At 59.3% G+C, this 23,852-nt stretch carries 20 protein-coding genes and 2 pseudogenes; 15 read left to right on the top strand and 7 right to left on the bottom strand.

All coding sequences use genetic code 11. The annotated features are described in order from the left end of the window. Positions 1–170: 170 nt before the first annotated feature. The gene (locus RB548_RS28275; protein ID WP_331377063.1) at positions 171–1,106 is read left to right on the top strand and encodes a LysR family transcriptional regulator; all 936 of its coding nucleotides are present in this window, start codon (positions 171–173) and stop codon (positions 1,104–1,106) included. 161 nt (positions 1,107–1,267) lie between these two features. On the opposite strand, the gene RB548_RS28270 is transcribed toward RB548_RS28275, so the two are convergent. Next, on the bottom strand, positions 1,268–2,233 hold the full coding sequence (locus tag RB548_RS28270) for an MBL fold metallo-hydrolase (protein ID WP_331377062.1): 966 nt from the start codon (positions 2,231–2,233) through the stop codon (positions 1,268–1,270). A 526-nt stretch (positions 2,234–2,759) separates the two neighbouring features. Between RB548_RS28270 and RB548_RS28265 the strand changes: the two genes are divergently transcribed. Continuing rightward, a complete protein-coding gene (locus tag RB548_RS28265; protein ID WP_331377061.1) occupies positions 2,760–3,299 on the top strand; it encodes a 5' nucleotidase, NT5C type in 540 nt (179 codons plus the stop codon). A 198-nt stretch (positions 3,300–3,497) separates the two neighbouring features. Here the strand turns inward: RB548_RS28265 and RB548_RS28260 are convergent, their stop codons facing one another. Genes RB548_RS28260 through RB548_RS28245 form a run of 4 tightly spaced genes read right to left on the bottom strand, consistent with a single transcriptional unit; the run spans position 3,498 to position 6,668 of the window. Then, on the bottom strand, positions 3,498–4,181 hold the full coding sequence (locus RB548_RS28260) for a transporter substrate-binding domain-containing protein (protein ID WP_331377060.1): 684 nt from the start codon (positions 4,179–4,181) through the stop codon (positions 3,498–3,500). Next, complete coding sequence (gene hpaI / locus RB548_RS28255) at positions 4,168–4,959, bottom strand: 4-hydroxy-2-oxoheptanedioate aldolase (protein ID WP_331377059.1); 792 nt, start codon at positions 4,957–4,959, stop codon at positions 4,168–4,170. Before hpaI ends, RB548_RS28260 begins: the two co-directional genes overlap by 14 nt. An 8-nt stretch (positions 4,960–4,967) precedes the next feature. After that, on the bottom strand, positions 4,968–5,750 hold the full coding sequence (locus RB548_RS28250) for a fumarylacetoacetate hydrolase family protein (protein WP_331377058.1): 783 nt from the start codon (positions 5,748–5,750) through the stop codon (positions 4,968–4,970). 24 nt (positions 5,751–5,774) lie between these two features. Then, positions 5,775–6,668, bottom strand: a complete 894-nt coding sequence (locus tag RB548_RS28245; RefSeq protein WP_331377057.1) for an intradiol ring-cleavage dioxygenase — start codon at positions 6,666–6,668, stop codon at positions 5,775–5,777. 254 nt (positions 6,669–6,922) lie between these two features. On the opposite strand from RB548_RS28245, the gene RB548_RS28240 reads away from it, so the two are divergent. Genes RB548_RS28240 through RB548_RS28195 form a run of 10 tightly spaced genes read left to right on the top strand, consistent with a single transcriptional unit; the run spans position 6,923 to position 14,294 of the window. Next, complete coding sequence (locus RB548_RS28240; protein ID WP_331377056.1) at positions 6,923–7,660, top strand: GntR family transcriptional regulator; 738 nt, start codon at positions 6,923–6,925, stop codon at positions 7,658–7,660. After that, positions 7,660–8,481, top strand: a complete 822-nt coding sequence (locus RB548_RS28235; RefSeq protein WP_331377055.1) for a sugar phosphate isomerase/epimerase family protein — start codon at positions 7,660–7,662, stop codon at positions 8,479–8,481. Before RB548_RS28240 ends, RB548_RS28235 begins: the two co-directional genes overlap by 1 nt. 46 nt (positions 8,482–8,527) lie before the next feature. Then, positions 8,528–9,196 (top strand): amino acid ABC transporter permease, encoded by a 669-nt coding sequence (locus tag RB548_RS28230; protein WP_331377054.1) that lies wholly within the window; start codon positions 8,528–8,530, stop codon positions 9,194–9,196. A 9-nt stretch (positions 9,197–9,205) separates the two neighbouring features. Next, positions 9,206–9,856: an amino acid ABC transporter permease gene (locus RB548_RS28225; protein ID WP_331377053.1), complete on the top strand. Its 651-nt coding sequence runs from the start codon at positions 9,206–9,208 to the stop codon at positions 9,854–9,856. A gap of 42 nt (positions 9,857–9,898) precedes the next feature. Continuing rightward, positions 9,899–10,723 (top strand): transporter substrate-binding domain-containing protein, encoded by an 825-nt coding sequence (locus RB548_RS28220; protein WP_331377052.1) that lies wholly within the window; start codon positions 9,899–9,901, stop codon positions 10,721–10,723. 19 nt (positions 10,724–10,742) lie between these two features. Further along, complete coding sequence (locus RB548_RS28215; protein WP_331377051.1) at positions 10,743–11,504, top strand: amino acid ABC transporter ATP-binding protein; 762 nt, start codon at positions 10,743–10,745, stop codon at positions 11,502–11,504. A gap of 18 nt (positions 11,505–11,522) precedes the next feature. Further along, positions 11,523–12,383 (top strand): shikimate dehydrogenase, encoded by an 861-nt coding sequence (locus tag RB548_RS28210; protein ID WP_331377050.1) that lies wholly within the window; start codon positions 11,523–11,525, stop codon positions 12,381–12,383. A 14-nt stretch (positions 12,384–12,397) separates the two neighbouring features. Beyond that, positions 12,398–12,766: a 5-carboxymethyl-2-hydroxymuconate Delta-isomerase gene (locus tag RB548_RS28205; protein ID WP_331377049.1), complete on the top strand. Its 369-nt coding sequence runs from the start codon at positions 12,398–12,400 to the stop codon at positions 12,764–12,766. A gap of 33 nt (positions 12,767–12,799) precedes the next feature. After that, the gene (aroQ, locus tag RB548_RS28200) at positions 12,800–13,249 is read left to right on the top strand and encodes a type II 3-dehydroquinate dehydratase (protein ID WP_331377048.1); all 450 of its coding nucleotides are present in this window, start codon (positions 12,800–12,802) and stop codon (positions 13,247–13,249) included. A 7-nt stretch (positions 13,250–13,256) separates the two neighbouring features. After that, positions 13,257–14,294, top strand: a complete 1,038-nt coding sequence (locus RB548_RS28195) for a Gfo/Idh/MocA family protein (protein WP_331377047.1) — start codon at positions 13,257–13,259, stop codon at positions 14,292–14,294. 358 nt (positions 14,295–14,652) lie between these two features. Here RB548_RS28195 and RB548_RS28190 read toward each other — a convergent pair whose 3' ends face one another. Next, on the bottom strand, positions 14,653–17,616 hold the full coding sequence (locus RB548_RS28190; RefSeq protein WP_331377046.1) for a Tn3 family transposase: 2,964 nt from the start codon (positions 17,614–17,616) through the stop codon (positions 14,653–14,655). A 129-nt stretch (positions 17,617–17,745) separates the two neighbouring features. Here RB548_RS28190 and RB548_RS28185 point away from each other — a divergent pair, with 129 nt between their 5' ends. Next, complete coding sequence (locus RB548_RS28185) at positions 17,746–18,336, top strand: recombinase family protein (protein WP_331377045.1); 591 nt, start codon at positions 17,746–17,748, stop codon at positions 18,334–18,336. Then, positions 18,320–19,680: pseudogene (locus RB548_RS28180) on the top strand (hypothetical protein). Before RB548_RS28185 ends, RB548_RS28180 begins: the two are co-directional and overlap by 17 nt. Positions 19,681–19,702: 22 nt before the next feature. Here the strand turns inward: RB548_RS28180 and RB548_RS28175 are convergent. Then, a pseudogene (locus RB548_RS28175) lies at positions 19,703–21,631 on the bottom strand (PAS domain-containing protein); the annotation flags it as partial. Between the two features lie 1,265 nt (positions 21,632–22,896). Between RB548_RS28175 and RB548_RS28170 the strand changes: the two are divergent. After that, positions 22,897–23,289, top strand: coding sequence for a response regulator transcription factor (locus RB548_RS28170; RefSeq protein WP_331377043.1), 393 nt, complete (start codon positions 22,897–22,899; stop codon positions 23,287–23,289). The last annotated feature ends 563 nt before the right edge of the window (positions 23,290–23,852 follow it).

Here is a 23,852-nt window from a genome sequence, read left to right as displayed (position 1 = left end):
ATGGGGACAGCGCCTCCCGAGACTGGTCCCGTTCAGGTTTGCCCTTTCCCATCCTCCCTCGGCCTTCATCAAAATTGGGACAATCGAGACATAGAGGACGTGAATTCGCTTGATTATCCGGCGAAATCGGCCTTCCTTGTCCCGAATTCGGGGTAAATGGGGGGTGGTCCATGCTGCGTGACTTCAGCGACACGGCGGCGTTCGTGAAAGTCGTGCAGGAGGGCAGCTTCACCGGTGCCGCGCGGGCGCTGCGAACGCCGAAGACGCGGATCAGCCGCAAGGTTCAGGAACTGGAGGCGCGGTTAGGGGCCCAGCTTCTCCACAGGACAACGCGCAGCCTGAAGCTCACCGAAGCTGGCACGATCTATTTCCAACGGTGCGAGGGCTTGCTCAAAGATATCGAAGATGCCGAAAGCGCCGTGGCCGAGCTGCAGCAACATCCCAAGGGCTGGCTCAGGATCACATCGCCACACTGGTTGTCGACGCGCATTCTAGCGCCGGTGCTCAGCGAATTCAGAAGGTTCTACCCGGATGTCTATCCGCAGTTGCTTTTGGCCCATGAGGTGCTGGATGTCGTTGCCAAGGATATTGATATCGCGCTGCGTCTGTGGGAGGGCTCCTTGCCCGATTCCTCGCTCATTGCCCGCCGGCTTGGCGATCTGCCAATGGGCATATATGCGGCTCCCGCTTATCTTGAAAGGCACGGAAGCCCTTCGACCCCGGCAGAGCTCGTAAATCATGGTTGCCTGTTGACACAGTTCTATTTCGACAAGCCGGTCCACGCCTGGCCTCTGACGCGCGAGGGGCGGCGCAACGAGTTCCCGGTACGCCCCGTTGCGGTGGCCAGCGATCCTGAAGAATTGCATGGCTTTCTACTGGCCGGCGAGGGTCTGCAAATGACCAGTCATCTCCGTGTCAGGGCGGACGTCGCGGCAGGACGTCTCGTCCACGTGCTGCCCGAATGGTCCGGGCCGGCCCCCACGCTTTACGCGATGAGAGCCGGCGGACGTATCCAGCCGCCAAAGGTCAGGGCGTTCCTCGACTTTCTGGTGCCGAGGTTGAACCTCACTGAGATCCGCGACGAGAATGCGGCTGCTTCGCACTGATCGGCTCTGCGGCAGGGGCATGGTGAGGAGGCTTCTTGTTCCGGGTGGTCGCAATCAGTTGGTCGCACAGGGCCTATTGAAGGGATAGATGGCGATCGCTGCCGCCCAGACATGAACCCGGCGCAACGGGCTCCGCTCCGTTGCGCCGCGATGGATCGTTTTCAAGAGGCATAGTTGACGGGAACCCATTCGTAATTGGTCGCATCGCGGCGAACATGGCCGATGCCCGGAAAGGCAATGTGAGCGCCGGCCACCAGGTATTTGCCGTCGGTCGCATGCGCGAAGGCCGCCTCCCTAGCACGAATGGCCTCGGCCTGATCCGTATCGAACTGGATCGCCACGTCCGGCTCGTCGAACTGAAGCACGTTTCCATGGGTAATGTCGCCCCAGAAAACGATCTTTGCGCCTGCGCTTTCCACGACGATCGAGCTGTGCCCCGGCGTGTGCCCGGCCCGCAGGATCGAGCCGATGCCCGGCAAGATTCCGGCATTATCGGCGAAAGTCCGAACCCTGCCGGCTTCCGCATAGGGGCCTAGACTCTCATGAGCCTCGACGAAATAGCTCAGCGGCACATTCGCCGGTCGGCTCCCCACAGGCGTTTCCATCCAGAAATCATGTTCACGCTTGTTGACGTGAACGGTCGCGTTGGCGAACACCGGCTTGCCTTTGATCGTCAGCCCGCCGGAATGGTCGGTATGGATATGCGTCAGGATGACATCGTCAATCTGGTCCGCTTTGTAGCCGGCCGCCTCGAGATTGGCGACGAGCTCGCCGAGCGCACCATCGAGATAGGCGCCCGTGCCGGCGTCGATCAGCACCAGCCTATCCCCCGTGTTGACGAGGAAGGCGTTGACCGACGTATCTGTGGGCGTGCCCATGAACGCCGCGGCCAGCGCTCTGCGCGCATCTTCGGCATCGGTGTTTGTGTAAAGCTCCGGAAGAGGCAACGGAATAGTACCGTCCGAAAGCGCCGTCAGTTCGAAGTTCCCAAGCTTCATTCTGTAAAAGCCGGGAGCCTGGAAAGGTTGAAAGGGCGCCTTCGCGAGGGCCGGGGTGAACCCGCCCGAAACGGTTCCCGCCGCGACGAGCGCCGCTGCGCTCTTGATGAGGCCTCTACGGGTGAGCATGGCAGTTCTCCGATGTTTGACGTTTCGTCCACCGTTTCCATGTTGATGGTCAACTGGTGTGAGCAGAAACCTAATCCGGATCGGATGATCGCAGTAGGCGATGAAAATGAGCCGCATTGTCTCGAAATTAGATACAATGCGCACGAGTCTATGGCGTGAGGGGAGACGGGTTTGCAGGTCCCCCGGTTGCGATTAGCACACCACTGCAGCGACAGTTGTTCCAAGGACGAAGCTTGCCAAGAAAGGTGAACGTCCGCTTCGCGAGCCATGCACGACATACCGGCCGTATCCACGAGCGGCAGCAATGGGTCGAACTTTCGCCTCCGCCGGCCTTGAGTGCTACAGCTCCACTTGCTCGGAAATGGCAAGGGCGTCGTCCACCTCTGGTCGTCCACCAGCCCTCCGGGGTCTATCGGACGCGGACGTCACAAAGCTCGGCCGCCAGTTGTGCGCCTGATTTCCGAGGTTTCCCGTACCAAAAGACCAACAGGTGTGATACGCGAGGCCTGAGCGATAGGAGACCGTTTTGAAAACTCATAAGCCCCGCGTAGCCGTCGACATGGACGAGGTTATCGCTGACGCCAATGCACACCATACCACATGGTATGTGGAGAAGTACGGCTACCAGTGGTCGCCGGACGAGATCGCAAGCAACTCGCTGAAGAAGCTTGTTGCACCTGAACACGACGAAGCACTGGAAGCGTTGCTTCACCGGGGTGACGTCTTCGGGGTCTTCGACGTGATGCCAGGAAGCCAAGCAGCGTTGTCGAAGCTGACGGAAAAGTTCGAGATTTTCATCACGACGGCAGCTATGGAGTACCCGGCTTCTTGTGCGTCGAAGTTCGCATGGCTGCAGAAGCATTTCCCGTTCATCCCGGCGCTCAACATTGTGTTCTGCGGGGATAAGAGCATCCTCGCTGCCGACTTCCTAATCGACGACAACGTTCGCCACTTCACTCGCTTCCAGGGCAAGGGCATCCTGTTTTCAGCACCACACAATCTGACGGTTGACTATCCCCGGCGGGTAGCCAATTGGGAAGAAGCGGTCGCTCTGCTTGTAGATTGATCGAAAGCTTTCAGGTGGGAAGGCCGCCTGGGCTGATCTCCGATCATCGCCGCCTTCACCAGCGCGTTGTCTGCTTTGCGCCGAACCGTGTCGTTCCTGGTGCGGGTGCCGCCGGCCGCTTAGGGTCGATTCTGCTTGTTCATGTAGGTCTCACCAGGGTGGACTGCGGTGGCTCCCTCGCGTGTCCCGCCAACTGCTTCAATTGCTCGGCTTACCCGCACTGCAATGCTGCTGGATGAAGTCCGACAGGAAGGTTGAAGCGTGAACGCACCTCCGATGCACAGCGATCGCCTGAGGCACTTTCGAGAATGTCCCCTCAACAAGGCGGAAACCTGGATTCTCTTCGCAGAAACGTGACAGGGACTCGGTCAAGCCCGCTGCCGCATCGCACTGGGAGGATACAAGCATGTCCAGGGCGGAGGCGGGATTTTCGGTATGGAGGAGGATTGCATTTCTAATCTGTCGCTCAAGCTGCTTTGTATACGCAGCGGTTCTGGCGGCGGCAATGCGTACCCCTTTGACGTCGACATGCTCGACGCTGCCCAGCGGGCTACTGTCTGACACCAGAAAGCTGGCGGTCACCGTGGTATAGGGGGGCGAGAAGGAGAACCTGTCGGCACGTGACGGATCGGAAGCAATGAATGCAACGTCCCACTCGTTGCCTTCGGCAGCCGCGAGAATGTCAGCGGCCGATCCGTATCGGACCAGCGACAAACTGCAGTCGAGTTCTGCCGCAAGTGCGATCGCGATCTGCGCGCTCGGCCCTGTTAGAACGCCTGTCACTGGATCGAGTTGGACAAGTGCGGCATTCGACATGTTGACCGCCGCTCTGATGACTCCCGTCGGTGCGATTTCAGTGAGGAGTTCATCACGTTCCGGCATCGCGGTACGCTCCTTGCGATGCAAATCGTGCCGCGAGTGCTTCCGATCCCCTTGCCAGAACAGCGACATCGACACCAACGGCAGTAAATAGTGTTCCCAGTGAGATGCACCGTGCCGCGAACTTCTCATCCGGGGTAAGAATGCCCGCAGGTTTGCCCAACGCTTTCAGGCGTTCAATCGCGTCGACAATTGCATCGACCACTTCCGGGTGGCTCGGTTGGCCCCTGTGTCCGAAACTCGCTGCTAGATCTGCCGGTCCTACGAATACCCCATCCACTCCCTCTACCGAGGCAATCGACTCGAGGTTGCCAAGCGCTTCCCGCGTCTCAACTTGCAGCAACAGGCAAATTTCCCGTTCCGCATTTTGCGCATAGTTCGCAACTCGGCCGAAACGAGTGGCGCGCGTCAGGGCAGAAACACCACGAATTCCATCCGGAGGATATCGCACCGCCGCGACTGCGGCTTTCGCCTCTTCCGCGTTCTGAATGTAGGGAATGAGCAGTGTCTGAACGCCAATATCCAGGAAACGTTTGATGAGAACGGGGTCGTTGATGGCCGGGCGGACGACTGGGGAAACGTCGTATGGTGCGACCGCTTGCAATTGTGGCAGGACGGTCAGAACGTCACCCGGAGAATGTTCCGTGTCGAACAGGAGCCAATCGAAACCTGAAGGCGCGACGATTTCCGCGGCGTAGTTTCCCGGCAGGCCACACCACAGGCCGATCTGACTTTGACCAGCAAGGAGCTTCCGCTTGAACCGATTGACAGGATGTTCCATCTGGCACCTCACACGAACGACACGCCGATGGAGCCAACAGGGCCATAGTCGGCCTGAATGACATCACCTTTCGCGATATCGACAGGACGCGTGAAGGAGCCGGCCAGGACTATTTGTCCCTTCTTCAGGCCACCGCCCACAGCATGAAGTTTGTTGACCAGCCACGCGATGCCGGCTGCCGGATGTCCCATGATCGCCGCCGACACGCCCGACTCCTCGATGATGCCGTTCTTGGAAAGAGTCGCTCCGACCCAACGGATATCAATGTCCATCGGGCGAATTATACGGCCGCCAACGACGAGGGCGCCGAAAGCCGCGTTGTCCGCAATGGTATCGGTGATCGCTCGAGGGACCTCGGTCCGGTAGTCGATGATCTCGAGCGCCGGGACAACGAACTCGGTCGCACGCATGACGTCATAGATCCTGGTGCCGGGCCCGACGAGATCCTCACCCATAACAAAGGCCAGCTCGACCTCGAGGCGCGGCTTGATAAACAAGTCAGCCCTGATCTGCGCTCCGTCGTTGTAAAGCGCATCGTCAAGAATGCAGCCGTAGTCTGGCTCCGTCATCTTCGAAGCCATCTGCATTGCGCGTGACGTCAGGCCAATCTTATGCCCGACGATCCGTGCGCCCTTGGCCACCCTCGCCTCCGCCCACAAAGCCTGAATCCGGTAGGCGTCCTCGAGTTCGAGGTTCTTGTAGGTCTCGCTAGGCTGTACGATCGGCTTCCGCTCGATTTCAGCTTTGAGCAGCGCGTCTGCCGCGGCCCGACGTTCTTCTTCGGTGATCATATCGTTTGCTCTGCTGATCGTGATTTATTTGATCGGGGGACGCGGCAAAACGGCTTCGCCGGGCTCCATGACATAGGTGTAGTCGAGCGAGAACCACGGACCAGGAATATCCGCTTCGGTCGGATGGGGCTCCTCATGACGAATGAAGTCGCCGGTCAGCGCTGCCGTGACACCGAACTGAACATCGGAGTCGATGTTCGGGTCGCTGGGGTCGAAGACCTGGGAAATCAGCGTCTTGTATCCGTGCTTGAAGATCAGTGCGTGCAGGTGCGCTGGTCGGTACGGATGGCGTCCCTGAGCTTTGAGCAGGCGTCCGACAACGCCATCGACCGGTATCGGATACCCGACCATCTTGACGGTCCTGAACCAGAACCGGCCTTGCTCGTCGGTCATGAATTTGCCGCGCAAGTTCATCTCGGCCTGGTCCGGGTCCTGGTTTTCATAAAGACCGACGGGAGATGCATGCCACACATCCACTTCGGCGCCGGCAATTGGCTTACCGTCGCGGTCAACGACCTTGGCATGCACGAACAAGGGAGTGCCCGGCGTCTCGGATCGGATGATCGACCCGCCATTTTCGACTCGCGGAGAGTTGAGGCGCCAGAATGGGCCCAACAGCGACTGGGAGGTCTCAGTCTGTCCTCTGTCGCCATTGTTCAGCAGGCAGACAAGTGAAGACACGCCAAGAGAACCGGCCATCAGCACAAACTCGTTGTGGTGATCAGTATGCAGCTTCCCGATTTCATTCAGCATGGCTGTCGCCTCCCGAAACTCGACCTCCGTCAGTCGAACCTCGCGCACGAAGGCATGAAGATGCTTGACCATCGCGACGAGGATTTCTCGCAGGCGGGGGTCTTCAGTGCGATTCATCACCGCGAGGACGGCTGGCGTCAGATCGCTTTCAGTTTTGATCACCATGTGGGCTACCTCCCGATTTACCCGACTATCAAAATAATCGATTATCTGTCAAGGCCGACGTACATTCTCGCGGCGCCAATAAACCAAAAGAAACAGGATGGCGGCATGCAATGAGTTGATTAAACTACATATTGTTTGCGAATAGGAAGCTGAGGCTTAACTTTGTACAGATTGCAGCGTTCTCAAGTTGACACGAATAATCGTTTATTGTATCGATCATCGACAATTAGTTCGGGGGAGCCTTGGGAGGAACAATGGTACCGGATGACGACGGCGCATTTGCTCCGACGACAGAAGATGCCCCATCGTCTTCTGGCTTTCTCGACGACGGCAAAAACACAATTGGGAGCCAGCTTGCATCCCGTCTTCGTGAGGCGATCATCTCCGGCGAGCTTCAGGCCGGCAGCAAGATCAATCTCGACAAGGCGCGCAAGACGTTCAACGTGAGCCTCAGTCCGCTGCGTGAAGGGTTGGCGCGGCTGATATCGGACGGTCTGGTGGAGTTCGAGGACAATCGCGGCTACCGCGTTTCATCAATTTCCTTGGCCAATCTGGAAGAGATCACCACCCTGCGCGAAGAGTTTGAAGTCTTTGCGCTTCGCGAGTCCATGCGGCTCGGCGATGTGGAGTGGGAGGGCAACGTCATGCGCGCGCTGCATCGCCTTAACCGCACCGAGCGCGACGCGGCTCGGCCAGAGACACTGGAGCGCTGGGAAGAACTCCACCGCGAATTTCATCTGACACTCATCTCTGGCTGCGGGAAGCCGATCCTGCTCCATTTTTGCAGATTGCTTCTTAATCTCAACGACCGTTATCGCCGGGTGTTTCTGACCCGCACGTCAGGTGACCGCAACGTCAGCCAGGAGCACAGTGAGATTGCGCAAGGAGCCGTCGCGCGGGATCTGGACTATGCGTGCGATATGTTGCGTCAGCATGTCCACCGCACGGGAACCAATCTGCGCGATCACCTCGCGACAAAGGGGATCTCGTGATGACCGTCGCGACGCCAGGACCGAGCCTTGAACTGGGCGTGGCACATTTTTCATCCATCGCGCTGCCGCCCAAGGAATTCGCCGTGATGGCTGCTCGGGCGGGTTTTGCGTCGATAGGTCTGCGTCTGCACCCTGCCTTTCCCGGAGCCCCTTTCTACGAGTTGCCGGTGGGCAGCCAGAGGGTCCAGGAGTTCAAGACAGTTGCCGATAGCGAAGGCATCAAGGTGTTCGATATCGAGTTCTTCGTGATCGACGACAACTTCGTTGCGGCCTCCCATGAGGCGACCGTGGCAGCCGCTGCGAACATAGGGGCGCGCCGGCTGAGTGTTTGCGGCGATGATCGAGACGGCGGCCGTCTTGCCACAAACCTTTCTGAGTTTTGCGCCCTCGCGGCGCGATATGGCATGTCAGTCGACATCGAAAACATGGGCTGGCGGACGGTAAGAACCTTTGGCGACAGTGTTGCGGTCGTGAATTCCTGTGGAGCAGAGAACGCTGGTGCCCTCGTTGACGGGATTCACTTCTTCCGAAACGGCGCCTCGATCGACGAGCTCCGCGCAAATGCCGGGAAGGTAAAACACGTCCAGCTTTGCGACGTCCGCGGGCCTGCTCCCAACTCATCGGACGCAATGATCGCCGAGGCGAGAAGTGGCAGGCTCGCTCCCGGCGAAGGCGAACTGCCGTTGATGGAGCTTTGGACCGCAGCCAAGCATAGCGCCGCTATCTCGGTTGAAGTGCCGCTCGTCGGGTCGGTAGACCCGCAGGCACATCTGAAGCATCTGCATGACAGCGCAGTGGGACTACTGAGACCGGATCATTGATCCGGCGCCGACGCGGCGCGAGCCGGTCGGGAGGAGGAAGTCATACATGACTTATACGTTTGATTTCGGTGCGGTCCTCGACCGCGCCCCGGAATTGCTATGGGCTTCGTTTGGGACGCTCGGCCTTTCGCTGGCCGGGATGCTTCTCGCACTCGTCATCGGAATCCTGGGCGTCGTTGCCAGGACTTCAAAGAGCGACATCACGCGCACTCTCGTTATCGTGTTCGTCGAGGTCGTGCGTAATACGCCATTCCTGGTGCAGATCTTCTTCATATATTTTGCCCTTCCTCTCATGGGCATCCGCCTCAATCCGACTGTCACGGCCATAATTGCTCTCGGCATCAACGGTGGCGCGTACGCGATCGAAATCATCCGAGGTGGGGTCGAGAGCGTGTCGCGTGGCCAGATCGAGGCTGGCTTCGCCCTCGGACTGCACAAGGCGGACGTCTTCCGGCTCATCGTGCTCAAGCCGGCACTTCGGGCGATTTATCCCTCGCTTACCAGCCAATTCATCATGCTCACTCTGACAACCTCTGTCTGCACGTCAATCGCCGCCTACGAGCTGACCTCGGCAGCTCAGCGAATCGAGTCAGACACCTTCCGCAGCTTCGAAGTGTATTTCACGGTGACCGCTGTCTACCTGGTTATTTCGACGCTGATGATGGGCCTCTTTGCCCTCATTTCTCGCCACTACTTCAACTACCCGACGCGATAGGAGGCAGCCATGGGTCCCATCGGCGAAAATGAATTCTTCTTTTTGATGCAGGGTTTGAAGTGGACCGTGCTGCTCGCGATCGTGGGGTTCATCGGTGGGGGGATATTCGGGATCCTGATCGCGCTGTTGCGCACCTCAAAGACGAAAGTCGCCCGGACGATCACCGCAAGCTATATCGGCGTTTTCCAGGGCACGCCCCTTCTGATGCAGCTCTTCGTTGTCTATTACGGCGTTGCGCTGTTGGGCATCGAGGTCAACGCGTGGATCGCGGTCGCAATCGCCTTCACGCTCCATGCCAGTGCTTTCCTGGGCGAGATCTGGCGCGGCTCCATCGAGGCTGTGCCGAAGGGCCAGACGGAAGCCGCCAACGCCCTCGGTCTGCATTATGTCTCGCGGATGAAAGACGTCATCCTGCCGCAGGCCCTGAAAATATCGATGCCGGCCACGATCGGCTTCCTTGTCCAGCTCATCAAGGGCACGTCGCTGGCAGCAATCGTCGGCTTCATTGAACTGACTCGTGCTGGCCAGATCATTTCAAACCAGACCTATCGTCCGCTGCTCGTCTTCGGGATCGTCGGCGCAATCTACTTCATCATTTGCTGGCCGCTCTCCCATGCCGGAAGTGGTCTCGAAAAACGGATGGCGAAAGCTGCCCGCTAACCGCTTCGCTGGAAGCAAAAACTCTGGAGGAGGAGAATAAGCATGCATAGCAATCGTAGGAATTTTCTCGGACTTGCACTGGCCGCCGTTGCCTTCGCCATAGTTGGCGCTGCCACCGCCTCTGCGGCAAGTGTGGAGGAAATCAAGGCCAAGGGCACGCTTGTGGTCGGCATCCAGGGCGACAATGCGCCTTGGGGGTTCGTCAACACAAGCGGCCTGCAGGACGGCTTCGACGCTGACGTCGCCAACCTTTTTGCCAAGGAATTGGGCGTGAAGGTTCAATTCCAGCCGCTCGCCGTTGCCAACCGAATTCCGGCGCTTACGACCGGCAAAGTCGAGATCCTGTTTGCAACGATGGCGATGACGGAAGAACGCGCGAAATCAATTCAATACAGCAAGCCCTACGCCGCCAACACGATTTCGCTTTATGCCGCGAAGTCCGACACGGTTACGAAGCCTGAAGACGTTGCGGGATGGGAGATCGGCGTTCCGAAGTCCAGCTCGCAGGATAAGGCAGTAACGGACGCCGTCGGATCCACCGCAACGGTTCGCCGCTTTGATGACGACGCCGCAACCATCCAGGCTCTGATCTCCGGACAGGTAAAGGCAGTTGGCGGCAACCAGTTCTATGGTCAGCGTCTGGATGCGGCGAGTGCCGGCACCTATGAGCGCAAGATCGACTTTCTGACGACCTACAACGGCGTCGGGACCCGTCTCGGCGAGAAGGACTGGAACGAAGCCGTCAACGCCTTCATCGACAAAATCAAGTCCAATGGTGAGCTTGCCGCCATCACGAAGAAGTGGATGGCGATCGATCTGCCGCAGTTCCCGGAATCCATTCCGAACATCCCGTTCAGCGTCAACTAAAGCCCAAATGGAGGGTTCCGTGCTCAATTCCGCAAACGATCAACCGACGCTGATTTCCCTTGAGGACGTGCAGAAGTGGTACGGCGCTTTCCATGCCTTGAAATCCATCAGTCTGTCGGTCCGCAAAGGCGAAAAAATCGTCCTCTGCGGGCCGTCAGGCTCCGGAAAATCAACGTTAATCCGCTGCATCAATGCCCTCGAAACGATCGAGGAAGGCAAGATCGTCGTCGAGGGTCAGGTACTGGACGGAAGCACCAAATCCGTCGATGCGATACGTCGCGAAGTGGGAATGGTCTTCCAGAGCTTCAATCTCTTCCCCCACATGACCGTACTTCAGAACTGTACACTCGCCCCGATGCGTGTTCGAGGCACAAGCCGCACTGGCGCAGAGCAACTGGCTCGAAAATATCTCGAGCGGGTTCGAATCCTTGACCAGGCGGAAAAGTATCCTGCGCAGCTATCTGGCGGACAACAGCAACGCGTTGCCATCGCTCGCGCGCTCTGCATGGAGCCGAAGGTCATGCTCTTCGACGAACCGACCTCTGCCCTCGATCCTGAAATGGTGAAGGAGGTGCTCGACACCATGATCGGGCTCGCCCGTGACGGCATGACGATGATCTGTGTCACGCACGAAATGGGGTTTGCCCGCCAGGTCGCTGATCGCGTCATCTTCATGGCCTCCGGAGAAATCGTCGAAGAGGCCGAGCCGGAAGTCTTCTTCAAGTCGCCCAAGCACCAACGCACGAAAACCTTCCTTGGCGAAATCCTGGCCCACCACTGACGTTCGAAGGCGATGCCAATGCACGACAAGAAATTCCTTGTGGGACTGATCGGTGCCGACATCCAAATGTCAAAGTCCCCGGCCCTCCACGAAACGGAGGCTCGACACCAGGGCCTCGATTACCGTTACGAGCTTCTTGACTTTTCCGAACGAGGCCTTCCCGCCTCGGCGCTGCCGGACCTCCTCGACGAGGAAGAGCGGCGCGGTTTTGCCGGGAGCAACATTACACATCCGTGCAAGCAGACGGTGATCGCCCACCTCAATCGCCTTTCCGAGGATGCGGAGATGCTCGGTGCGGTCAACACCGTGGTCTTTCGCAACGGCGAGAGGATCGGCCACAACACTGATTGGTACGGTTTCTACGAGAATTTCCAGTGCGGCCTTCCGGACGTCGCGAAGTCGCATGCCGTCCTGCTTGGCGCCGGCGGCGCCGGTGTCGCCGTGGCGCATGCCGCAATCAAGCTCGGTATTGAGAGATTATCGGTCTTTGACCAGGATTCGAAACGGGCAGAAACCTTGGCTGGGCAGTTGAACGATCGGTTCTCAAGGGATTGTGCTCGTGCCACGACAGATGTCGGCAGCGCCCTGCGCTCCGCGGACGGCCTCATCCACGCGACGCCGACGGGTATGAAGAGCCATCCTGGTTTGCCGATCGACGCGGAATGGCTTCTGCCACGGCATTGGGCAGCCGACATCGTCTATATGCCGCTCGTCACAGAGCTCCTTGCTCTCGCCGAAAGAAAAGGCTGCCGGACCCTTCGTGGCGGCGGCATGACGGTCTATCAGGCAGCAGCGGCGTTCGAATTGTTCACCGGGATAACACCCGACGCAGAGCGCATGTCCCGTCATTTTACGGACTTGTGCCGCCTGTCGGCCTGATGGGGAGATCCCAAATGCCGCATATCATCATCGATTATAGCCGGGGCGCAGGCGAGCATGTAGCCATGGACCGGCTGACGCTCACCGTGCATCGCTGCGTTCGCGATGGCGGCCTTGTGAAACCTTCCGCCGTGCGCACGCTTGCGCGGGAGGCGACATACTCCTGCGTGGGCGATGAGCATGTCGATAATCATTTCATCCAAATCATCGTGCGGATGGCACCGGGTCGTACTGCAGAGACCAAGCAGAAGCTTCTCACCGCCGTTCTCGACGCCGCGCGGGCGATCGCCGCGCCTGCTCTCAAAGCGGGAAGGCTCGGCTTGCGCGCAGATCTCTACGAGTCGGACCCTGATTTTGCTGTGCAAGCAATCGCGTTCGTCTGACCAGGACGACGTGCTCAAGAAGGACACTATGCTATGAGCCTGATCTACGTTCTCAATGGACCAAACCTCAACCTGCTTGGCAAACGCCAGCCGCACATCTACGGGCATGAAACGCTCACCGACGTAGAGGCGGACTGCCGCAAACTGGCAGCCGAACTCGGCCATGAAATCCGCTTTCATCAGAGCAACCGGGAATACGAGATCATCGATTGGATTCATGAGGCGCGCGAGGACGGTGCGGGCATCGTCATCAATCCGGCGGCCTTCACCCATACCTCACTCGCCATCCTTGACGCTCTGAACACATTTGAAGGGCCTGTGATCGAGATCCACATCTCCAATGTGCACAAGCGCGAAAGCTTCCGACACCATTCGTTCGTTTCGCACCGCGCGGACGGCGTGATTTGCGGCCTTGGAACAGAAGGATACCAGCTTGGCATTCGGCGCGCGGCGACAATGATCAAGGCGGCGGGCAAGGGCTGAGGTGACCATGACCCAACGGGTTAAGCTGGCCGTAGTTGGGGCAGGCCTTATCGGTAAGCGCCATATTCAGCACGTCCTGGCCGAGCCCTCGGCGCAACTCAGTGCCGTGGTCGATCCCGCGCCGGTTGGCGAGACCATTGCCAAGGAAGCGGGCGTGAAGTGGTTTACAAGCTTCGCAGACATGATTGCCGCAGACCGACCTGATGGGATCATCGTGGCTACGCCCAACCCGGCTCACGTCCAGAACGGGTTGGAAGCCATTGAAGTCGGCGTTCCCGCGCTCATCGAGAAGCCTATCGCCGACGACATTATATCCGGGGAAAAGCTGATCGCAGCGGCTGAGGCAAAAGGTGTTCCTCTTTTGACCGGCCATCACCGCCGACACAATCCGGTGATGCATAAGGCAAAGGAAATCATCGAAAGCGGGAAGCTCGGCCGCGTTCTTGTTGTCAATGCGATGTTCTGGCTATTCAAGCCCGACGACTACTTCGACATCTCGTGGCGTCGTGAGCGCGGTGCGGGGCCGGTTTTCCTCAATCTCATCCACGATGTCGATAATCTGCGCTACCTCTTCGGCGATGTGGCTGCGGTTCAAGCACGCGAGTCCAACGCGGTGCGCGGCAACGCAGTTGAGGAAACGGCCGTGATCCTGATCGAGTTCAAGAATGGAGTTTTGGGAACTGCGACAGTCTCGGACGCGGTGGTCGCACCGTGGAGCTGGGAGATGACAACCGGAGAGAATCCGGCTTACCCCAAAACCGAGCAATCCTGTTACATGATTGGAGGAACGCACGGGTCGCTGGCTGTTCCGTCGCTCGAGGTCTGGCGCAATCCTGGTAAACGGAGTTGGTGGGAACCATTTGACCAAACGCGTATCGAGGTCGACGACGAGGACCCGCTCGTTCTGCAGATCAGGCAGTTCTGCAAGGTGATCCGCCGAGACGAACCGCCGCTTGTCAGCGGGCGTGAGGGGCTCGAAACCTTGAGGGTAGTCGATGCGGTAAAACGCTCGGCGGCAACGGGAGAACGTATCGAGTTGAACTGACGCCTGAGTAATGTGACCGCCTGCTCGCCCTTCGCGTCTCCTTGCATCCGATGCGATGAGAACGCCGGCTCAACACCGACGTTAGGCATCGCGCTTCTGGCGGAGGAAATCGTCGCCGCCGCTCTGTCTTCGCCGCCATCGAAACGCGCCTGCTTTGGCAACGACGCAACGCTTCATCGAATTTCTGAGCGACTGCTTGAAGCCGACTTAAGGCAGAAATCAACGTCCGCCTTGACGTGCCTTTTTTGTCATTCGGTACTTGGAGCCGGATGACCGCAACGGGTCGACTCCAGCCGTTGGTGATGTCGTTGCGACCGTCATGCGGCCACGCCATTCCACGTCCCTAATTTCACAGGGATCATAGGGCTCCCAGCCTGAGCGGCAGAAAGCCCTCGTCGTCGACCGCCAAATCGTCGGACCAGACATAATCCCCGGTGATGTTGATATGGTCCCAGCCCAATGGAGAAAGCTGGGGGATCATCTGTTCATCGAATGGTTTACCGCGTTGGCGCAACACCTGGATGATGCGGCCGAGATAGCGACAGTTGAAGAGGATGATGGCGGCGGTGACAAGATTGAGGGCTGCCGCGCGGCTTGCCTGGTTTTCGTGGCTGCGGTCACGAAAGCGACCCAGGCGATGGATTGCGACCGCCCGGGCGAGCGTGTTTCTGGCCTCGCCCTTGTTGACTTCTGCGGTGACGAGCTGGCGGAGGTTGGGATCCTCGAACCAGCGCAAGGTGAACAGAGTGCGTTCGATTCGCCCGATTTCGCGCAGTGCCGCCGCCAGACTGTTCTGGTGCCGGTAAGCGGCGAGCTTCTTCAGGATGAGCGACGGCGTCACGGCCCGGTCCGTGAGCGCCCGGATCACCTTGTGAATATCGTCGGAGTGAGCACGTATCAGCCCGGCATCGAGGCGCTGTCCGAACAGGGGCGCCAGTCGGCCGTATCGCGTTTTCGGTTCGAAAGCGTAGAGCTTGCGATCCGACAGGCGCGGAATACGGGGTTCGAAGGATAGCCCCAGCAGATGCAGGACGGCAAAGACGATGTCTGACACCCCGCCGCCATCGACATGAAGCGCGGCGACATTGACGTTGCTCTCATGCCCGAGAATTCCGTCCAGTGCGTGGATCGCCTCTCCGGCGGTTCCGGCGATGACCTTTTGGTGGAGCGGCGCGTAGCGGTCGGTGATCGTGGTGTAGATTTTGACGATCGGATCGCGGCCGTAATGCGCATTAACGGAGCCTCCGGCCTCGCCCGGGCCTCCGAGATAGAACGCCTGACCGTCGGCCGATGCTCGCCAACCTTCGCCAAACCAGGCGGACAGCGGCTCGGCATGGATCGCATCGGTAAGGCTGGCGAGCGCCGCGCGGAAGGTGTCCTCGCGCATGTGCCACATCTGCATTCGCAGCAAGGCCCTTCGGGTTACCGTTCCGCAAATCTCGGCCATGCGTGACAGGCCAAGATTTGTCGCCTCGGCAATCAACGCGGCCATGAAGGCGCGCATGTCAGCGGGTGGCAATCCGGTTGAGACATGCGTGAAATGGCTTGCGAACTCAGTCCAGCGGTCGACCTGATCGAGCAGATCGGTGATCCGCACGCGCGGCATCATAGTGTAGAGGGCGGTCGTGAAGCTGCGGGTCTGGTCGACTTCGCTGCTTTCCTTCGGCTCTTTCGGGAAGCGAAGCTTGCCGCCGGTGAACATCGCGGCGTCCTTGCCTGGCAATCCGCGGGCTGTTGCCAGAAGTGCAGCGTCGAGTTCGGCCATCCGTAGTTCAAGATAGCTTTCGGCGTTGAAGGCCGCAGCGGGCGGAAGCCGCCCGGGGAGGAGATTTGTCGCAGGTGAAGCCGGCGTCAGAAGCGTTTCAAGCGAACGATGAATCCTCGATGTCGGAACCCACACACCACCGCTGGCAAGCGCGTTGGCCAAGGTGAAGTAAGTGGCCAGTTCGTAATAGGTGCGGTCAATCGAGGCGTCTTTGAAGACATGTCGCAACCAGCGTCGCTCGATATGGCCGAGCGGCACATTGGTGGGCAATGGTCTCCGCCAGTCACCGCCGAGGCCGCTCAAGACTGTGATCGCCGCGAGCAACGGCTGCGAGGCACGACCACCTTCAAATGTGAAACTCGCCAGAAATCGCGCGCCGATCCGCTTGAAAACACGATATTCATGAGAGAGCTCACCGAGCACTTCCGGTTTTCCGGGGCGGACGGTGCGCCGAATGACGGCGGCGTCGGCTTCAACGGTCTCGAGCGGTGCGATCGCGGTGACGGCGGCGGTGATGTTGCCTTCGGTCTTCGCGGCCGTCACCAAGGCATCGAGGACGTCGGCAATGCGAAGAAGCCGGATGCGGCCCTGTTCGGCGGAGGCGGCAATTGTCTCTTCAAGCCGCTTTCGAGCGCGCAGATTGGCACGGCCGACGAGCGACTGGAACATAGCCAGCGCGGCATCGGTCAGTGTGATCGCAAGCTCGTTCAACGTCGCGATCATGACGGCATGCCGCCGGGCCGAACCCATCTGTTGGAAGGCTTGCGCCGTATAGAGGGCGCCTTCCTTGGCCATTTGGGCCATACGGGGATTGAGATGCGAAGGCAGACGCGTCGGTGCATCACCGATGATTCCCCGGATAAGATCGAGCTTGTCGAGGAGCTCGGCCAGCGACCTGCCGCCAACCCGGGAGGCCGGCGCGCGCAGCCATGCCAAGCGGCTTTGGCGGATATGCGTCTTGTCTGCCAAAAGCGCATCAAGCTGCCGGCGCTGCTTGTCCGACAGAAGAGTGCCGATCTTGGCGATTGTTGCGCTCTCCGCTGCATGCATCGCCGAGGCGGCCAAGCGTTCGACCACGCTGATGCCAGGGATGATGATCTTTTCCGCCCGCATCCGTTCGATCAGCCGATCGAGCAGGACGCGGCCGTCGGTCAGACCGACGGCTTCACGCTCCGCCCAAGCGGCAAGTTCGACTCGCTCGGGCTTGGTGAAGTCGCCGAAGCCATGACGCTGCTTGATCGTTGCCAGTTGCTCGTACCGGGTGGCGCCGCGGCGGGCAAACAGCGCGATCGCATCAGTGTCGGCCTCGAGCTGCTCGGCAATATGATCAAGCATGATACCCGGCAGTAGTTCGCCGCGGCGGAAATTTCGGCCTGGAAAACGCAGACAGCAAAGTTGCAGCGCGTAGCTCAGCCTGGTCTCGGGCGTTCTGCATTGAGCAATTGCGGCGAGATCATCGGAAGCAAGGGTATAGTGACGCAGCACCTCATCTTCCGTCTCTGGCAACGCCAACAGCGCGTCCCGCTGCTTCTTGGTCATCGATATCCGGGCTGGCATTCCTGTTCCTTTCAAAAACCCCTTGCCTTACAGCGCCATTTTGAAAGAGGATTATGAAAGGCGCTTCACCATGAATCGTCGGTGATGCCGGCGAACTTGCATAAACGGCCGTTTGCGAAAGGAACCTCCATGCTGATCGGCTATGCCCGGGTGAGCAAAGGCGACGAGCAATCGAACAAGGCCCAGTCCCGCGCACTCGCCGATGCGGGATGCAAGAAGGTATTCGAGGAGAAAGCCTCCGGCGGTCGCTGGGACCGTCCGGAGCTGCATCGCATGCTTGATCAATTGCGCGACGGCGACACCGTCGTTGTCTGGAAGCTTGATCGTCTATCTCGGTCGCTCAAGGACGTGCTTCACCTCATGGACAGGATGACGTCGGCCGGCGCCGGCTTTCGTTCTCTCACCGAGGCGATCGATACGACGACGGCGGCAGGCCGCATGATGATGCAAATGGTCGGATCCTTTGCCGAATTCGAACGCGCTATGATCCACGAACGCACGACCGCTGGCCTTGCCCAGGCCCGTGCCGAAGGCCGGATCGGCGGACGCCGCAGAAAGTTGAACGAGAAGAAACGGCTGGAAATCGTTGAAAGCGTCTTGTCCGGACGCAAATCAGCAGCCGAAATGGCACGACTGTACGAAGTGAGCCAACCAACGGTATCGAGAATCATCGCCGAGTACCGGCAACGAACGGGAAAAGACCATGCCCACCAGCCATGACCTCAAAGGTCTGATGAAGTTCCTCGCTCGTGATGAATGGCGCGATTGCTTTGAAGAGGTTTTCGACGATCATTTCGGGCCGGTGCTCGATATCGGCGACATGGAGTTCGACGATCTGGCCGAGATGCTTGGTGATCACTGGGCGATGACTCTCTGGGGCTGCGCTTTCGAGGACTTCCTCACTCAGGATTTTGAGGCCGAGGGTGGCAATATCGTCGATGAATATCTCAAGCGACGGGGCTGGAAGGAAGGCGCGCAGGCCAAGGCCTATATGAAAGCGTTACGCTCCTCCGTCATGAGCCTCTACGAAGTCAGTGACGTCGTGCCGGGGAAGTCGCTGATGGCCCGCGATCTCATTCGTGGCGGAGATCCCGTCCTCATCAGCGAAGGAACCGCCACCAAAACACTGCAGCAATGGGATCGCATTGCTGCAAGAGTTGTCTCGGTTGCAGGTAAGACCGTGATAGGCGGTGGATTGTTACCGTTCACGCCGGAGGCGTCCGAAGCGCTGTTCGATGGGTTACGAGCAATCATTGGAAAGAAAAAAATAAAAAAGCTCCCAGCACTAACAGACGAAGAGCTGCAGCCGGCAGCTCCCGTGTTCACTCTGTCGTGGCTATTCGACATGCTAGATCGAACGATGCGCATGGAGGATGCCATTTTCGAAAATGGCGACGGCGACGAGATCATATTCCATGACGTCCGCTTTCCCTTGATATCCGGCGTCACGCAGAAGGATATCGCGGCGCGCCTGAATACCATCAAGGGGCTGTGGCAAGAGAACCCAAAATTCTGGAACTGGCTCGCAGACAAACCGAACGGCGTTCTCACGGCTGGCAAAGCTGGCAATCTTGCCTGGGATACGACTATGGAAGATGGCGCACGTATCCTTGGCAATATCGAGTTGAAGGGTCGCACCTTGCACCTGTCGACAAACTCTGTCGTCAGAGCACAGAAAGGTACGGTGCTTGTGCAGGCCGCATTGGGTGATCTCACGAAAGCACCGCTCACCGAAATTCGAACTGTCGACCAAATGATGGCCGAACGCCCCGCACGCGATGAGAGCGCTCGTGGCCAGACCTGCCGCCGGAGATAGCCAAACAGATCGTTCACGACTTGCTCGACAAGCAATATCGGGCCACGCTCGATCAGCCAGTTGGAATGCTGGGAAACGTCTCTCCCCGCGAAGCCGTCAAGACCGCAAAAGGTCGTGAAAAGACGGTCGAGTGGCTTAAGTACCTCGAGAATCGCTCGGCAAAACAGCCAGATCCTGCCGATCCAATGGCAACGTACGATTTCCGATGGATGTGGAGCGAACTCGGAATCCAAAGCCTGCGCAGATAATCGCTACCGTATAGCTGTGTCCCTATAATGTACTGAGGCCCAACGGAAGCGTGAAGGCGACGGTCGCCCCGTGCGTCTGGTTATCGGCCGACCAGAGGCGGCCCCCATGTGAGTCAATGATCGAACGGCAGATCGAAAGCCCCATACCCATCCCGTGCGGCTTGGTCGTGAAGAACGGCTCGAAGGCGCGCTCGGCGTCCTTGAAACCCGTCCCGGCATCGCGAACCTCGACGCGAATCGCGTTCAAGCCGTCACGGCATGAGCGTATCTGGAGCGCGCGAGAGGCGTCAACCACGGCGTCCATCGCCTCGATTCCGTTCCGGATCAGGTTCACCAACACCTGCTGCACCTGGACGCGATCGAGCGCGACCGGCGGTAGATCCGGCTCGAGATTCGTCCTGATGCGAACGTCCTTTGCGGCGATCTCGCCAGCCATCAGCCGGCACACTTCGCCGATCAGATGGTTGACGTCCTCCGGCGACCTGTCTTGCGCCGCCGGACGGAAGAGAGCGCGAATGCGGCTGATGACATCCGCCGCCGAGCCGGCACTCCGGATGATGCGCTCGGCCGTGATCTTCGCACGTTCGACGTTCGGAGGTTCGGCGGACAGCCAATGGTGGCATGCGTGGGAACTGGCGACGATCGCGGCCAGCGGCTGGTTCACTTCGTGAGCGAGCGAGGCGGAAAGCTCGGCCAGGCTTGCCACCCGGGTCGCCTGCGCGAGCCTGTCGGAGGTGCGCCGCAGCGCCTCTTCGGCGCGGAACTGATCGTCGATGTCGTGACAGAGGCCGAACCACTGGACAATGTGTCCGCTGTCATCTCGCAGTGGCTCGGCGCGGCCCGACATCCAGCGATACACCCCATCCGCACGACGCAGACGATACCGCATTGCGAAGCCCTTGCCGGTCACGAGGCAACGGCTGAGGACATTGCTGAGCTCCGCTTTCTCATCTGGATGGATGACGGTCTCTATGACCGTCTCCAGTCGGCTCATCCCCGGTTTGTCCGCATCCGATACGTCCATGCCGAGGAAATCGACCATACGCTCGTTGAAGAAGGTTGGCTCGCCGTTCGCCGTCAGCCGCCAGAGCAGACTCGGAACCATGTCGACGAGCTGCGAAAGCTCGCGCTCCCGGTCGCGCAACGCCTCCTGCGCCCCTATCAGGTCGTCGATGTCGACGGACACGCCATACCACTGGATGATCGCGCCGGACTCGTCACGCAAGGGCTCCGCGCGACTCTCGACCCAACGACAGGCGCCGTCGGATCGGCGCTGACGATATCTCCCCACGAAGGACTCGCCCGTCTCGAATGAGCGTGCGAGCCCGCGGTCCACCGCGTCCCGGTCATCCGGGTGGACGACCGTCAGGTATCGCGAGCCGTCAGGCGCGATCAAATCCTTCAGACGGATGCCGGTCACATCCGTGACTCGCTTGTTGAGGTAGCAAGGTATTCCTTCTGGCGTCGTGCACCAGATGAGTGCTGGCACGGCGTCTATGAGCTGCTGCAACTGGCGCTCGCTACGCCGCAGCGCCTCCTCAGCGTGCACCTGGTCGTCTATGTCGTGGCAGAGGCCGTACCACTGGACGATGCGTCCGTCTTGATCTCGCAATGGCTCGGCGCGGCTCGACATCCAGCGGTAGGCGCCGTCGGCGCGCCGCAGGCGATACCGCATGGCAAAGCCCTCGCCCGTGACCAGGCAACGGCTAAGGGCGTCCCTGAGCTCTGTTGCATCGTCCGGATGGACGCTTCCTATGACCACCTCCAGCCGGCTCGTGCCCGGCTTGTCCGTGTCGGTTACGTCCATGCCGAGAAAGTCCACCATCCGCCTGTTGAAGAAGGTCGGCTCGCCGTCGGGCGTCAGCCGCCAGAGATGGCTCGGAACCATGTCGATGAGCTGCGAAAGCTCCCGTTCTCGCGCGCGCAACGCCTCTTCGGTCTTCTCGATGCTCGGGGATGGCGGCCCGTCGTGCGCAGTCCCTTCCTCGTAACCGGCGCCAGTTATGCTTTCGCGCCATTTGTTGATACGAGCGGAAGTTCCTTCGCCCGGCGTGCTCCGCATCACCGCTCCCGGTGCGTCGGCGTCGAAAGACGCCGACATGCTGGCGGCGATGACTGCTCCGATGCACAGCGCCACAGCAAAGAACGCCGCCGACGACGATGCGACATCGCGCATGCCGTCCGAAAGGAAGAACGCGGCCAGCATCGAGCCGGCGAATGCGATCGCCAACAGCGCCAGCAGCAGCGGAGCCGTCCGGCGATGCGCATAGAAGAACAGCGCGGCAACCGGAGCCAGCAGGCCAGACGGTGTCGTCGTCAACCAGGACGCGGCGATCCCGACGAAGGATACCGTGAGCATGAGGGCTGCGCGCTGTTGCGGAAGCATTGCTATCATGATCGGCTGCTCCTGCCGGACAAGAAAACCCTTTGCACGTTTCCCTGGACCGGAACCGATTCAAGGATAAATGCATGCAGCGACTGTTGTGCGCTCGAAAGGCGCCGGCGCTGCGGGGCCTATCAGCGCTTCTTATAGCACCTGTTCTCAATATCTGGGTTGGCGAACTCACGCGACCTATATTAGTCCCGACATTGTCCAGCCGCACCTCGCGGGATCCGTGCAGGGCACGGCGACGTGACGAAGCGATTATCCGTCACTTGTGGACTCGCCGGGCAAGATGCGCGTGCGGGTCGACATGGAGGTCGCTTCGAGCAAATGTGCGATCACTCGTTTCAACGGAAAGCAGCATCCCACCTACTGCCCATACGCGTCAGACTGGTGAACGGGCGGCCTGAGTGTGGGCCAAGATTTTGACAACCTAATCTTTCGTTTAGTCGGAATGCGGGTCTCGATGTGATAGTTTTGCGACGGGACTGAAGGAGGACGCCCGGCAATTCACATGATTGGAGTATGGTATGCGTTGGCCGCGTCTCCTGGATGTCGGGAGAAAGACGCACCATACCCCTGAACAAATGCGGGCAACCAATGTTAGCGTTTCGGCCCGTCTGCCAGCATGCGGAGTGTGAAATGTCAGCTTCTTCCGGCGTATCCATTGGTAGGGATGTCCCGAGCCCAGAGATGAATGTAGCATCGCATTTCGAAACGCGGGCGACTTGTTGTATCTTCCGGCTTGGGTGGAATTCAGTTTTCGCCTGAGCAAGTCACGGTATGAAGGATTGGCCTTCTGCCTAAGTAGTTTCCGAATTAGAGTCAGGTTCTTGAGTCAGTCATGCACCATCGCTGTTATTGATGACGATGACGCCATCCGCGAATCGATGAAGGATATGTTGGAGTCATTGGGCTACGAAGCCATCGCTTTTCCGTCGGCGTCGGAATTCCTCGAACTTTATAGTCATTACCCAATTCACTGCATTGTTTCCGACGTCAAAATGCCCGGCATCGACGGGCTGCAGTTGTTGGAAATATTGAACGGCAAGGGCGTCCGAACGCCGCTTATATTCATGACGGCCTTTCGTGATCAGCGGCTAACGACGGCTGCCAGGCAAGGTGGCGCTCGAGGTGTTCTGTCCAAGCCCATTGACTCCGATCAGTTGGTTGCGATGCTTGAGTCCGCAGTCAGCGATCACAACGGCGGTGATCATACGGATTAGCCGCTCACCCTGACTGCATTCCCCCGAATGCCGCCGCGGCCTTGGGCGATTGCCGGATATTCGGCCCAAACCAAAGACGCGTGTGCGGAACGGGCTCGCACCCATTCCCCGGCAACATGCAGCTATCCGCGGATCGCTATCCAAGCTCGGCGAGGCCAATGCCGGTTTCAAGATCAGAGGTCGATTACTCTGAACAGACTATGGCACAGTGTCACCTGCGTTCGGTCGTAGCGACAGGTGTGCCGACAAGCCGGATAAACCATGCGTCACGCGCTTCGCCTGCCAGGGTAGACATGACAGTCTTCGGGAACGGTTTGCAGATCGCCATATGAGGAGAGAGGGTCTCGTGGGTTGAAAAATGGCCGCCCCTTCGAAGGTGAGGGGCGGCCAAGTTGGCTGCACCGCGGCGGGGGGGAAGGGGGAGGACTTGCCGCCTTAGGACGGGGAGGGAAGCCATCCTTGTGATCAACTGGTGCACGCCACGTTGCTAGAGTACGCAGAAATGCATGCGTGCGTAACTAAACGTTGGTTTGGGGTCCCGGGATCCCTGGACCCGCATCATT

It is taken from the genome of Sinorhizobium chiapasense, from assembly GCF_036488675.1.
Classification (GTDB): domain Bacteria; phylum Pseudomonadota; class Alphaproteobacteria; order Rhizobiales; family Rhizobiaceae; genus Sinorhizobium; species Sinorhizobium chiapasense.
The sequence above is the reverse complement of the archived record's forward strand: the minus strand, read 5'-3'. Positions and strand labels throughout refer to the sequence as shown.